The sequence below is a fragment of the Halohasta sp. A2 genome (assembly GCF_056175805.1).
Genome location: NZ_JAQFWV010000327.1, coordinates 1 through 253 on the forward strand (window position 1 = coordinate 1; position 253 = coordinate 253).

The 253-nt window shown below is 47.8% G+C and carries 1 pseudogene; it reads right to left on the reverse strand.

Features of this window, described 5'->3' with window-relative positions:
• Window positions 1–123 (reverse strand): annotated as a pseudogene (locus O2S87_RS19315) (IS701 family transposase); the annotation flags it as partial.
• Window positions 124–253: the final 130 nt, after the last annotated feature.

Genomic DNA, 253 nt, shown 5'->3' on the forward strand with positions numbered 1-253 from the left:
TTCCTCTAACCGCTCGTGATTAAGCTGGTCTTCGTCCCAGTCATACTCGGTGAGAAACTTGTTGAGGGCCCGATCACTTCCAGCAGGAAGGACTTCTCGTGCAATCCCGGTCACGGTCTTGCTGCGGCGAGTGGTCAGCGTAACTTTTGAATATCGGTGAGGAACTTTTTGATCCAACCATTCGCAAATCCAAGACGTTGAGAGAGATCTAAGAATGTGTCAGTGACAAACTGTTTGAAATGCTCTTGATTCT